This window comes from Nonomuraea sp. NPDC049419 (assembly GCF_040676995.1).
Taxonomy (GTDB): Bacteria; Actinomycetota; Actinomycetes; order Streptosporangiales; family Streptosporangiaceae; genus Nonomuraea; species Nonomuraea salmonea.
In genome coordinates, this window is the sequence record NZ_JBFAQB010000002.1 from 615,009 (window position 1) to 627,112 (window position 12,104).

Here is a 12,104-nt window from a genome sequence, read left to right on the forward strand (position 1 = left end):
TCGGAGGTGGGCGGTGGGGAGGTGGGCGCTGGGGAGAGCCCGCGCCCACCCGCGGGACTACGGCAGAGCTGCGACGAGCTCCTGCACCGGCTTGCGGGCGCCGGTGTAGAAGGGGATCTCGACGCGGGTGTGGCGGCGGGCCTGGGCGCCGCGCAGCGTCCGCATGAGGTCGACGATCCTGTGCAGCTCGTCGGCCTCGAACGCCAGCATCCACTCGTAGTCGTTGAGCGAGAAGCAGGCCACCGTGTTGGCCCGCACGTCGGGGTAGTCGCGCGCCATCCTGCCGTGCTCGGCCAGCATCGCCCGCCGCTCGGAGTCGTCGAGGAGATACCACTCGTAGGAGCGCACGAACGGGTAGACGCTCACGTAGGCACGCGGCTCCTCCTCGGCGAGGAACGCCGGGATGTGTGACTTGTTGAACTCGGCCGGCCGGTGCAGCGCCATCGCCGACCAGACGGGCCTGCTGTGCCGGCCCAGCCGGGTGCGGCGGAACCTGGCGTAGACGTCCTGGAGGTCCTCGGGGGTGGGAGCGTGCCACCAGAACATGAAGTCGGCGTCGGCCCTGAACCCGGCGACGTCGTAGACCCCCCTGGTCACGACGTCCTTGCCGGCCGCCTGGTCGAGCAGCTCCTGCACCTCGGCCGCCAGGCCGTCGCGGTCGCCTGGGCACGGCTCGGTCGCCTGGAAGACCGACCACATCGTGTAACGGATCACCTGGTTGAGATCGCGGGCTTTGAGCCGCGGAGCGCCCTCTGTCATGCTGCCTATTCTGCTCTCAGGGACAGGTGGTCCAGAATCCGGGCGGCGGCCGTGCGGGCGGTGCCGATGCAGGCGGGAATGCCGATGCCGTCATAAGCCGCCCCGCACACCGCGAGGCCCGGCTCCATCGCGACGGCCGCCCGCACCCTGGCCACCCGGTCGAGGTGGCCCACGTTGTATTGCGGCAGCCCGCCGCCCCAGCGCGTCACCCTGCTGTCCACGGGCAGGCCGCGGGCGCCCATCACGTCGGCCATCTCGGCGGTGGCCAGCGCGACCAGCTCCACGTCGTCGCGCTGCAGCAGGTGCTCCTCGCCGACCCGGCCGATCGAGCAGCGCAGGATCACCAGGTCCTTCGACAGGTGCGGCCACTTCACCGAGCTGAACGTCACCGCCTTCACCGGCCGCCGCTCCACGGGCGGCACCAGGTAGCCGCTGGTGGCGGGCGGCTCTGGGAAGGCGTCGACCGGGTAGGCCAGCGTGACGACGGCCATGCTGGCGTATTGGATGCGGGCCAGCTCGGCCGCCGCCTTGGGCGCCTCGGCCTTGAGCAGCCGGCTCGCCGCCGGGCCCGGCGTGGCCACGATGACCGCGTCCGCCTCCACCGCCTCGGGGCGCGGGACGGGGCCGGTCACCAGACGCCAGCCGGACTCGGTGCGGTGCAGCTCCCGCACGGTGACGCCGGTCCTGATGTCGGCCTCCGACGCCTTCGCCACCGCCTCGGGCAGGCCGCCGACGCCGTTGCGCAGGGTCGTGAAGACCGGGCCCGCGTCCTTGGGCGCGTCCTCGACGAGGTGGCGGGCGGCGTTCAGCAGCGAACGCTCGGAACGTGCCACCGCCGCCACCCGCGGCATCGTCGCCTCCAGCGACAACATGTCGGCGCGGCCCGCGTAGACGCCGCCCAGCAGCGGCTCGACCAGCCGGTCCACGACCTCCGCGCCCATCCTGGCGCGGATGTAGGAGGCCACGGAGACGTCGGTGCGGACGAGCGTCGGGGGCAGGATCTGGTCGAGCGGCACGCGCAGCAGCCCGCCGGGCGAGACGATGCCGGACTTCGCCAGCTCGGCCAGATCCGCGGGCACGCCCATGACCTGGCCCTTCGGCAGGTGGCGGATGGCGCCGCGGCTGTAGACGGCGGAGCGGGTGGTGCCGGGGAAGACCAGGTCGTCGCCGAGGCCGACCGCTCTGGCCAGCTCCTTGCCCTCGGGACGGCGGGCCAGCATGGCCTCGGCGCCCGCGTCGACGCTCACCCCGGCGACCTCGGAGGCGTGGAGTTTGCCGCCGATGCGGGGCGAACCCTCCAGGACCGTCACCTTGACGCGCTCGCGCGCGCCTTGGCGGAGATACCACGCCGCGGCGAGTCCGGAGATCCCCGCGCCGACGACGACCACGTGCGCCCGTTTCCCTTCCACGCCTCCAGACGCTACCGCCTCACGCCCCCGCTCACTTGCCCGGGGCAGAAGCTCACCGACCCGGGTAGGAGGCTCCCACTTCTGGATGCACGGGCTCCCCTCGGCAACGCTTCGACGCCTTTTGGGCAACCCCCACGGGCGCGGCGCCGCCATGCGTGTCGGAGACCCGCTGCACTCGCCGTAGTGCCAGCGCTCGGAAGCAACGCACGACGGCGCGCCACCGCACGGAAAGCGCCGCAAGGCTCGGGCGCGTCGGATGCCCCCGACGCGCGCACGCCACGCGTCAGGAGTGTTCGTGGACCAGGTCTGTGAGGCGCTTGAGCTGGTCGGGGTCGGTGGAGGGGAGGACGCCGTGGCCGAGGTTGAAGACGTGGCCCTCGGCGGTGGCGCCGCGGCGGAGGACTTCGCGGGCCTTCTTCTCCACGACCTCCCACGGCGCGAGCAGGATGGCCGGGTCGAGGTTGCCCTGCAGGGCCTTGCCGGGGCCGACGCGGCGGGCGGCCTCGTCGAGGGGGACGCGCCAGTCGACGCCCACGACGTCGGCCCCCGCCTCGCCGAGCACGCCGAGCAGCTCGCCGGTGCCGACGCCGAAGTGGATGCGGGGGACTCCGGCGACGCCTTCGAAGATGCGCCTGGTGTGGGGCAGGATGAACTCGCGGTAGTCGTCGGGCGCGACGGCCCCCACCCACGAGTCGAACAACTGCACCGCGGAGGCGCCCGCGGCGATCTGGATGCGCAGGTGCTCCAGGACGATGTCGGTGAGCTTCTCCATGAGCGCGTGCCACAGCTCGGGCGCCCCGTACATCATGGCCTTGGTGCGGTCGTGGTTCTTGGAGGGGCCGCCCTCGATGAGGTAGGAGCCGAGGGTGAAGGGCGCGCCGGCGAAGCCGATGAGCGGGGTGGAGCCGAGCTCGGCGGTGAGCGCCTTGATGGCCTCGGTGACGTAGGGGACGTCGCCGGGCTCCAGGGGGCGCAGCGCGCTGAGGCCCTTGGCGTCGCGGATGGGGTCGGCGACGACGGGCCCGACTCCCGGCTTGATGTCGAGGTCGATGCCGATGGCCTTGAGCGGCACGACGATGTCGCTGAAGAAGATGGCCGCGTCGACGCCGTAGCGGCGGACGGGCTGCATGGTGATCTCGACGATCAGATCGGGGGTGGCGCACGCCGTCAGCATGGGCACGCCCTCGCGGACCTTGTGATACTCCGGCAGCGCACGTCCGGCCTGGCGCATGTACCAGACGGGAGTGTGCGGGACGGGCTGGCGGCGGCAGGCGCGCAGGAAGGCTGACTCGGCGAGGTTCACCTCACCAGGGTGCCATGTGGGGGGCGCGGTCAGGACACGGGTCCGAGGTGTCGGAAAAAGATGCATTGGACACCCCAAATCATGATCAGATAGCCAGATGAAGGTTTACCGGTCTGCTCGGCATCGGCATCCCCCACGGGTCCACCACACCCCATGCCCGCCCAGAGAGCCGGTCTCGACTGGGCCAAATGTTCCCCAAGCCACCGCGCGGCACCGATTCATCGACCACTTTCAGGACACGCCGAGCGCGTTGCGGGGAATTGTCAGCGGCTCATGCCAACGTCGGAGCCACGACCCGAAGAAAGGCCCCGGTTCGATGACTCGTGCGATGACCGCGTTGTGGAGTTCCCCAGAGCGCCGCAGTGAGCGCTGCCCGACCTGCGCCGGTGAGCGGCCGTTCGAGCAGCCGCCGTGCCTCGACGGGCACGAGCCCGGCCAGTGCCCTGAGTGGGCCTGCGTCGAGTGTGGTCACGCCCTCGTCTTCGGCGCCGCTGAGACCATCCGCCCGGTTCGCCAGCTGGTTACGGCAGCGGCTTGATCACGAAGGATGAGCACCCCCGTGGTCCCCTTCCGCCCGTCTTCGACCTACGCTTCGGCTATGACGCTCGGTGACCAGCCGCCGCCTCCCGCAGTGTTCGCACGGGCCGCGGAGAGCATGCGGCTGGCCGAGGTGCGGCCGGAGATCGAGCTCGAGGACCTGCCCGCTCCCCAGCGGCTGGCCCCCTACTCGGCGGCCATCGGCGCGTCGGTCTACCGCGACGACGACGAGCTGGCGGTCGGCCGGCTGATCCTGCTCTACGACCCCGACGGCCAGCGCGGCTGGGAGGGGCCGTTCCGGCTGGTGGCCTACGTCAGGGCCGACATGGAGCCGGAGATCACCTCCGACCCGCTGCTCGGGCCGGTCGCGTGGAGCTGGCTGACCGAGGCGCTCGACGCCCACCAAGCCGACTACTCCGCCGCTGGCGGTACCGTGACTAGAGCCGTGTCCGAGGGGTTCGGCAACAAGGCCGACGATCCGGTCACGACCGAGCTGGAGTTGCGGGCGTCCTGGTCACCCGCACAGGAAGATCTGTCCGGCCATGTCGCCGCTTGGTGTGATCTGATGTGTCTGGCTGCGGGCATCCCGCCGCTCCCGCCCGACGTGGCCGCCCTGCCCCGTCGACGTGATGATCCGGAGAGTGACCGAACGAAGTGAGGGCACCAGTCAACACAGCACCTACGTCATGAGGTCGGTGAACTCATGACAGAAGAACGCACCGTGGAGCCGCTGCTGGAGCCGCGGGAAGGCATCCCTCCCGTCATCGCCGACGCGGCCGGGCTGGCCGAGGTGGTGGAGAGGTTCGCGGCGGGCAGCGGCCCCGTCGCCGTCGACGCCGAGCGCGCCTCCGGCTACCGCTACGGCAACCGCGCCTACCTCGTGCAGCTGCGCAGGGCGGGCGCCGGCACCGCGCTGATCGACCCGATCGGCTGCCCCGACCTGTCCGCGCTCGACGAGGCCGTGTCCGGGGCCGAGATCGTGCTGCACGCCGCCTCGCAGGACCTGCCGTGCCTGCTGGAGGTCGGGTTCAGGCCGCGGACGATGTTCGACACCGAGCTGGCCGGCCGGCTGCTCGGCTATGAACGGGTGGGCCTCGGCACGATGGTCGAGACCGTGCTCGGCCTGCGGCTGGAGAAGGGCCATTCGGCGGCCGACTGGTCCACCAGGCCGTTGCCCGAAGACTGGCTGCGCTACGCCGCGCTCGACGTGGAGGTCCTCGTCGAGCTGCGCGACGTGCTGCACCAGGAGCTGACCGAGACGGGGAAGCTGGAGTGGGCGCGCGAGGAGTTCTCCGCCGTGCTCAACACCCCGCCGCCGGCGCCGCGCGCCGATCCCTGGCGCCGTACGTCGGGGATTCACAAGGTGCGCAACGTGCGGGCGCTGGCGATCGTGCGCGAGTTGTGGACCATGCGCGACCGCATCGCCCGTGAGGCGGACCTGGCGCCCGGCCGGGTGCTTCCGGACGCGGCGATCGTGACGGCGGCGCTTGAGGGCCCGCGCACCAAGAAGGCATTGACCGAAATATCGGCATTCACCGGACGCAGCGCCCGCCGGCACATGAGCGACTGGCTCGCCGCGGTCGCCCGCGCCCGCAACCTGCCCGACAGCCAGCTCCCCCAGCCCAGCACCCCGGGCGACGGCCCGCCGCCGCCCAACCGCTGGGCCGACCGCGACCCGGCCGCCGCCAAGCGGCTGGCCGCCGCCAGGGCCGTGGTCGCCGCGCTGGCCGACGAGCACCACATGCCCACGGAGAACCTGCTGCAGCCCGACGCCGTACGCAGGCTCACGTGGGAGCCGCCCGACGTGATCACCGACGAGAGCGTGACCGAGCGGCTGCGCGGGCTCGGAGCCCGCGAGTGGCAGCTCTCCCTCACCGCCCACCCCATCGCCAAGGCCCTGGCCCGGCTGGAGACCCGCGGCGAGGCGTAGCCCCGGCCCCCGGGTGGCAGACCCCACCCGGGCCCGAGGCCCTTCCCCACCAGGGCCCGAGGCCCTTCCCCACTGGGGTCAACGCCCGAAACCCATCCGAGCTCAGAGCCCGCCACATCCGGGCCGGAGGCCCGACACATCCGTGGCCTCACCCAGGCCGCGGCCCCGCCCAGAGCGCATCCGCGGCCGGTCGAGGCCCGCCACGCCGTGGCCTGATCCGGGCCCTCGGCGTGCCGTGCCCGGGGTTCATCCGGGCGCAGGGGGCGGCGTGGCGGGGCCGGGGCTCTTGACGCCCTTGGCAGGACGGCCTTACCGTTCGGGAAAGCGCTTTCCACCTGTTGTGCCTGAAGGGATCCTCATGAGCGTGCGCACCATCGGCGTCGTGATGAACGGCGTCACCGGACGAATGGGCTACCGCCAGCACCTGGTCCGGTCCGTCCTGGCCATCAACGAGCAGGGCGGCGTCACGCTCTCTGACGGCTCCAGGGTCGCCCTCAAGCCCGTCCTGGTCGGCCGCAATGCCGACAAGCTTGCAGATATCGCTACGAAGCACGATATTTCGGATTTCACGACTGACCTCGACGCCGCACTCGCCGACGACGCCAACCTCATCTACTTCGACGCCCAGGTCACCAGCGCCCGCGTCAAGGCCGTGCTGAAGGCCATCGAGGCAGGCAAGCACATCTACGCCGAGAAGCCCACCGCAGAGTCGACCCAGGAGGCGCTCGCGCTGGCCGAGGCCGCCGCCGCCAAGGGCGTCAAGAACGGCGTCGTCCAGGACAAGCTCTTCCTGCCCGGCCTGCTCAAGCTGAAGCGGCTGATCGACGGCGGCTTCTTCGGCCGCATCCTGTCGGTGCGGGGCGAGTTCGGCTACTGGGTGTTCGAGGGCGACTGGCAGGAGGCGCAGCGCCCGTCCTGGAACTACCGCTCCGAGGACGGCGGCGGCATCGTGCTCGACATGTTCCCGCACTGGCACTACGTGATGGAGAACCTGTTCGGCCGGGTGCAGTCGGTCTATGCGCGGGCGGTCACGCACATCCCCTCGCGGGTGGACGAGCAGGGCAACGCCTACCAGGCGACCGCCGACGACGCCGCGTACGGGATCTTCGAGCTGGAGGGCGGCATCGTCGCGCAGATCAACTCCTCCTGGGCGGTCAGGGTGAACCGGGACGAGCTGGTCGAGTTCCAGGTGGACGGCACGCACGGCAGCGCCGTGGCGGGCCTGCGCAACTGCCGCGTCCAGCACCGCTCGGCCACGCCCAAGCCGGTCTGGAACCCCGACCTGCCCGCCACCGCGCGCTTCCGCGACGGCTGGCAGGAGGTGCCGGACAACGCCGAGTTCGACAACGGTTTCAAGGTGCAGTGGGAGCGGTTCATCCGGCACGTGCTGGAGGACGCGCCCTTCCCGAACGACTTCGCCTCGGGCGCGAGAGGCGTGCAGCTGGCCGAGCTGGGGCTGCGTTCCAACGCCGAGGGCCGCAGGATCGAGGTGCCGCAGCCGTGAGGATCGAACTTCCCGGATTCGGGTCCTATCCCCTGCGTGAGCAGGGGAATTGGCCGGTCGAGAGCGCGCCGGCACGCGGGCGCGTCGCGTACGCCGCCGCGCACGTCGTCGCCGACCCCCTCGGCGACAACACGCCGGGCTCACCGGCCGCCGTCGACTGGGACGCGACCCTGCGCTTCCGCCGCCACCTGTGGTCGCACGGGCTGCGGGTGGCCGACGCCATGGACACCGCGCAGCGCAACATGGGTCTCGACTGGGCCGCGACCCAGCAGCTGATCAGGCGCAGCGCCGCCGAGGCCCGCTCGTTCGGCGACCCGGCCACGCTCGTCTCGTGCGGAGCGGGCACCGACCACGCGCCGGGCGCCGCGGACCTGGACGCGATCACGCAGGCGTATGCCGAGCAGATCGAGACCGTCCAGTCGGCGGGCGCGGGCGTGATCATCATGGCCTCCCGCCAGCTCGCCGCGGTCGCCTCGGGCCCGCAGGACTACCACAGGGTGTACAGCAAGCTGTTCGGCCTGGCCGACCGCCCGGTCATCCTGCACTGGCTGGGCGAGATGTTCGACCCGAACCTGGCCGGCTACTGGGGCTCGCCCGACGTGGACGCGGCCACGAACGCGTTCCTGGAGCTGATCCACGCGCACGCCGCGCAGGTGGACGGCGTGAAGGTGTCGCTGCTGGACGAGGACCACGAGGTGCGGCTGCGCGCCGCGCTGCCCGAGGGCGTCAAGCTCTACACCGGCGACGACTTCAACTACCCGTCGCTGATCAAGAGCGGCTCCCACGCGCTGCTCGGCATCTTCGACGCGATCGCCCCGGCCGCCGCGGCGGCGCTGCGGACCCTGGACGCCGCCGAGTCGGCCGATGACGAGGCCGAGCGGGAGCGGCTGCTGACCGCGTACGACGAGATCCTCGCCCCGACCGTCACCCTGTCGCGCAAGATCTTCGAAGCGCCGACCTACCACTACAAGACCGGCATCGTCTTCCTGGCCTGGCTGAACGGCCACCAGGACGCGTTCGCCATGGTGAACGGAGCCCAGTCGGCGCGCTCGCTGCTGCACCTGTCGGAGGTGTTCCGCCTGGCCGACCAGGCGGGGCTGCTGGCCGACCAGGAGCTGGCCGTGCGCAGGATGCGGGCGCTGCTGGCGGTGAACGGCCTGTGAGCCTGTCGCTGAACCAGTGGACGACCCGGCGCTGGTCGCTGGCCGAGGCGGTGGACGGCTGCGTCCGTCACGGCCTGGAGGCGATCGGGCTGTGGCGGGAGAAGGTCGAGGAGCAGGGCTTGGCGGAGAGCGTCAAGCTGGTACGCGCGGCCGGGCTGCGCGTGTCGTCGCTGTGCCGGGGCGGCTTCCTGACCGCGGGCGGCCTGCCCGGCGAGGAGGGCAGGGCGGCCTTCGCCCGCGCCCTGGACGACAACCGGCGGGCCATCGACGAGGCGGCCGAGCTGGAGGCGGCCTGCCTGGTGATGGTCGTGGGCGGCCTGCCGGGCGTGCGACCCGGTGAGGCGCTGCCCGAAAGCTTCACCCGTGACCTGGCGGGGGCCAGGGAGCGGGTGGCCGAGGCGCTGGCGGAGCTGGCCCCGTATGCCGGCGAGCGTGGGGTCAAGCTGGCGCTGGAGCCGCTGCACCCGATCTACTGCCCCGACCGGGCGGTGCTGTCCACGCTCGGCCAGGCGCTGGAGCTGAGCCTGCCCTACCCCGAGGAGCAGGTCGGGGTGGTCGTGGACACCTTCCACGTGTGGTGGGACCCGCGCCTGGCGGAGGACATCGCGCGGGCGGGCAGCAGGATCGCGAGCTACCAGGTGTGCGACTACCTGCATCCGCTGCCGGCGGACGTGCTGCTCGGGCGGGGGATGATGGGCGACGGCGTGATCGGCTTCCCGCCGATCACGCGCGCCGTCCAGGCCGCCGGGTACGCGGGCGACGTCGAGGTCGAGATCTTCAACGCCGACGTCTGGGCCGCCGACCCCGACGAGGTGGTGGCCACGATGAAGGCCCGTTACGAGGAGCTGGTGCTCCCCTAGAAGTCAGGGGAGCGTGACGGTGCCGGCGGCGCCGTTCACGGTGATCTCCTGGCCGCTGCCGACGCGGTGGGTGGCGTCGGGGACGCCGACGACGGCGGGGATGCCGTACTCCCTGGCCACCACCGCGCCGTGCGACATCGCGCCGCCCATCTCCATCACCAGCCCGCCCGCCGTCAGGAACAGCGGCGTCCAGCCGGGGTCGGTGGAGGGGCAGACGAGGATCTCGCCCGGCTCCAGGTGGGCGCCGTGCGGGTCGAGCACGACGCGGGCGGTGCCGGTGACCGTGCCGGGCGAGGCGGGCGTGCCGGTGAGCGCGCCGGGGTCGGCGGTGGCGGCGGCGAGCGCCTCTGGCTCGGTGCCGTCGGAGAGCAGCACCCTGGGCACGTGCCTGCGGCGCCGTTCCCGCTCGTGCGTCGCCCGCCGCTCGGCCACCAGCTCCCGTAGGTCGCCGCCCTTCAGCGCGGCCCTGGTCTCGCGCAGGTCGAGGAAGAACACGTCGTCGGCCCGGTCGAGCACGCCCAGGCCCACGAGGTGCTCCCCCACGGCGAACAGGCTGCGCCGGACCGCCGCGAGCGTCTTGACCAGGTAGAACTTGGGCAGTTCGCGCAGGCCGGCGTAGTGGCGGGTGCGGCCGAGCGCCCACCGCACGAAGGGGGCGCGCCACCGCGCGCGGCGCCCGGCCCGCGCGGCCAGCTCGCCGATTCTCCGCTTGGCCTCCCGCGTGCCCTTCTCGAACAGCTCGGCCGGGGTGAGCCCGCCGTCCATGCGCAGGTAGTTGGCCAGCACGCCGAGGAGGTGGCCGGGCTCCTCGGACCAGCGCGGCACGCCGACGTCGATCTCGGCGACGCCGCGGTGGCCGTATTCGGCGAGGAACGCGGTGACCTCGCGCTGGGCGACCGGCGGCAGCTCGCCCTCCTGGAAGCGGCGGACCAGCTCGGAGACCGGCAGCTCGCGGAACGGCTCAGGCTCGACGCGGGTGGCGAGGTGCCACAGTTCGAGGTCCATCTCGGTGGTCGGGTTGTGGGGCACGCTGCGCAGGACGTCGCTCATCTCGTCGAGCGGGACGCCCGACAGCCGGGCCGACAGCGCGTAGAGGGCGTAGCCGGTGATCGCGGTCGGCATGATCCTGATGATCAGCGGGAACAGCCGGGCGAGCACGTGCTGGGCGTGGTCGAGGCGCTGGGCGGGGGTGGCGGAGGGGGGCACGTGCAGGCGCCGGTCCAGCTCGGCGCCGATGGCCACGCTGTGGGCCAGGGCCCGGCGCGGGCTGGTCAGCGCCACCCAGAAGCGCACGGGCAGCCGCAGGTTGGCGGCGAAGCGCAGGAAGCCTCGCAGGAACGTCCGCGCGGATCCGCGTGCGGGCGCCAGGCGGGGGTCCTCGAACAGGCCCTGCATGATGCTCACGGCCCTGGCCTCGCCGAGCGTCAGCGCGCGCGGCAGGATGGCGCGGCCCGGCCCGCTGCGTACGGCGGCGGTGATGTCGAGCCAGGCCCGCTCGCCCGACACCGCGAAGAACCCCGCGCCGTCGAGCGGGTCGGCGGGCGCGTTCCCGGCCAGCGCGGCCCCGCCCGCGCTGATCAGCCGGAACGCCGCCACGCCCATCGGCGTCAGCGGCCCCATCACGCCCTGCACGACGTTGACCGACAGGTAGACCCGCAGCCCAGGCCGCGTGGTCTCGGGCAGGGGGTAGAGCGTGGTGATGGGCCTGGCCTGGGTGAGCCAGAGCGTGCCCGCGGCGTCGATGGCCCACTCGGTGTCCTGAGGCGCGCCGTAGTGGTCCTCGACGCGGGCGCCGAGCTCGGCCAGGCGGCGTACCTCGTCGTCGGTCAGGCACAGCTCGCCCTGCGCGGTCTCGACGCGCTCGGTGCCGCCGCCGGGGACCGCCCTGATGGCCAGCGCCTTGTCGCCGGCGCTGCGTTCGAGGACGCGGCCGTCGCGGAAGCGGAAGCGGTCGGGGTTGACCGCGCCGGAGACCACCGCCTCGCCGAGGCCGGGGCTCGCGTCGATGACGGTCTCGCGCCGCCGCCCGGTGACGGGGTTGGCGGTGAACATCACGCCCGCCACGCGGGCGTCCACCATCTCCTGGACGACCACCGCGAGCCGGACGGCGGCGTGGTCGATGCCGTTGGACTCGCGGTAGGAGACCGCGCGGTCGGTCCACAGCGAGGCCCAGCAGCGGCGTACGGCCGTTAAGAGCGCCTCCTGGCCCACCACGTTGAGGAAGGTGTCCTGCTGGCCGGCGAAGCTGGCGAACGGCAGGTCCTCGGCGGTGGCGGAGGAGCGCACCGCCACCGGCACGTCGCCACCGAGCTCCCGGTACGCCCCCGCGATCGCCGCCCGCACGTCCTCCGGCATCGGCGCCTCCAGCAGGTGCCGCCTGGCCCGCTCGGCCGGCGCGGGCCCGCCGGTGTCGAGCCCTTCCGCGACCCGCCGGTACGCCTCCGTCGTGAGCACCCATCCGGGCGGCACCGGCAGGCCCGCCCTGGTCAGCTCGCCGAGGTTGGCCGCCTTGCCGCCCACCTCGGCGAGCATCCCCGCGTCGATCTCGGCGAAGCTCAGGATCGTCTTCATCGCGTGTCCCCCTGCCGTCGGCGTCCTGCCCCCAGTGTCACGCTTTCCCGGCAAGAATTCAACACGCG

The 12,104-nt window shown here is 72.6% G+C and carries 9 protein-coding genes; 5 read left to right on the plus strand and 4 right to left on the minus strand.

All coding sequences use genetic code 11. From position 1 onward, the window contains the following. Positions 1 to 57 precede the first annotated feature (57 nt). The 3 genes from hemQ to hemE form a co-directional block, all read right to left on the minus strand. On the minus strand, positions 58 to 759 hold the full coding sequence (gene hemQ, locus AB0K12_RS08140) for a hydrogen peroxide-dependent heme synthase (protein WP_355427777.1): 702 nt from the start codon (positions 757 to 759) through the stop codon (positions 58 to 60). A gap of 5 nt (positions 760 to 764) precedes the next feature. Further along, complete coding sequence (gene hemG / locus AB0K12_RS08145; protein WP_364556725.1) at positions 765 to 2,168, minus strand: protoporphyrinogen oxidase; 1,404 nt, start codon at positions 2,166 to 2,168, stop codon at positions 765 to 767. Between the two features lie 283 nt (positions 2,169 to 2,451). Next, positions 2,452 to 3,471: a uroporphyrinogen decarboxylase gene (hemE, locus tag AB0K12_RS08150; protein WP_364556728.1), complete on the minus strand. Its 1,020-nt coding sequence runs from the start codon at positions 3,469 to 3,471 to the stop codon at positions 2,452 to 2,454. Positions 3,472 to 4,069: 598 nt separating this feature from the next. Between hemE and AB0K12_RS08155 the strand changes: the two genes are divergently transcribed. The 5 genes from AB0K12_RS08155 (at position 4,070) to AB0K12_RS08175 (ending at position 9,465) form a co-directional block, all read left to right on the plus strand. Further along, entirely contained in the window at positions 4,070 to 4,666 is a 597-nt protein-coding gene (locus AB0K12_RS08155; RefSeq protein ID WP_345387286.1) for a DUF3000 domain-containing protein, read from the plus strand. 45 nt (positions 4,667 to 4,711) lie between these two features. After that, the gene (locus AB0K12_RS08160; RefSeq protein WP_364556732.1) at positions 4,712 to 5,938 is read left to right on the plus strand and encodes a ribonuclease D; all 1,227 of its coding nucleotides are present in this window, start codon (positions 4,712 to 4,714) and stop codon (positions 5,936 to 5,938) included. 358 nt (positions 5,939 to 6,296) lie between these two features. After that, positions 6,297 to 7,442: a Gfo/Idh/MocA family oxidoreductase gene (locus AB0K12_RS08165; RefSeq protein ID WP_364556734.1), complete on the plus strand. Its 1,146-nt coding sequence runs from the start codon at positions 6,297 to 6,299 to the stop codon at positions 7,440 to 7,442. After that, positions 7,439 to 8,605, plus strand: a complete 1,167-nt coding sequence (locus AB0K12_RS08170) for a dihydrodipicolinate synthase family protein (protein ID WP_364556736.1) — start codon at positions 7,439 to 7,441, stop codon at positions 8,603 to 8,605. The genes AB0K12_RS08165 and AB0K12_RS08170 overlap by 4 nt, the downstream gene beginning before the upstream one ends. Further along, on the plus strand, positions 8,602 to 9,465 hold the full coding sequence (locus AB0K12_RS08175) for a sugar phosphate isomerase/epimerase (protein WP_364556739.1): 864 nt from the start codon (positions 8,602 to 8,604) through the stop codon (positions 9,463 to 9,465). The genes AB0K12_RS08170 and AB0K12_RS08175 overlap by 4 nt, the downstream gene beginning before the upstream one ends. A 3-nt stretch (positions 9,466 to 9,468) precedes the next feature. On the opposite strand, the gene AB0K12_RS08180 is transcribed toward AB0K12_RS08175, so the two are convergent. After that, positions 9,469 to 12,036 carry a PEP/pyruvate-binding domain-containing protein gene (locus tag AB0K12_RS08180; protein WP_364556742.1) on the minus strand — a complete coding sequence of 856 codons (2,568 nt, stop codon included), beginning with the start codon at positions 12,034 to 12,036 and terminating at the stop codon, positions 9,469 to 9,471. Positions 12,037 to 12,104: the final 68 nt, after the last annotated feature.